A 469-nucleotide genomic window follows, 5' to 3' on the forward strand; every position below is an offset into this window, starting at 1 on the left:
CACTCGCCTTCGCGGTGGCTGGCGCTGGCGGCGAAGTTGAGCACCGGCAGCAGCGGGCGGCCGCACATGGCCAGTACCGCCAGTTCGTCGCGGTACTTGGCCAGCACCGGCTCGCGCACGTCGATCACATACAGACCGGCGTCGGAGGCCAGCAACTGGCGCAGCACCTTGGCTTCCTGCTCATAGCGCTGGCGCGCCTGGCCCGTTTCCTCGAAGGCAGCGAGGCGAGCCAGAGCTACGAAGCAGCAACCCAACGCCCGGCGCCAGGCCGGTCAGCGCCTGATCGCCGAGCTGCTGATCGATTGCGCCGCCTGCCGCCGCAGCGTCGCTGCTCAGCCCCAGCTGGAGCAGGCCGCCGTGAGCGAGCTGCGCGAAGCCATTCGACAGCGCGAGCAGCGCTGCGTCGAAGCGCTGCTGCCGCTGCATGCGCTTCGCAGCAGCGACGCCAGGGCCGGCGATCTACCGCTGC

The 469-nt window shown here is 70.6% G+C and carries 1 protein-coding gene and 1 pseudogene; one reads left to right on the forward strand and one right to left on the reverse strand.

The window, feature by feature from the left end:
• Window positions 1-197, reverse strand: a pseudogene (locus GYB81_RS23915) (DUF3482 domain-containing protein); the annotation flags it as partial.
• An 85-nt stretch (window positions 198-282) separates the two neighbouring features.
• Between GYB81_RS23915 and GYB81_RS23920 the strand changes: the two are divergent.
• On the forward strand, window positions 283-469 hold a 187-nt coding region (locus tag GYB81_RS23920), incomplete at its 3' end, for a DUF3482 domain-containing protein (RefSeq protein WP_438810734.1).

The organism is Pseudomonas yangonensis, from assembly GCF_009932725.1.
GTDB lineage: Bacteria > Pseudomonadota > Gammaproteobacteria > Pseudomonadales > Pseudomonadaceae > Aquipseudomonas > Aquipseudomonas yangonensis.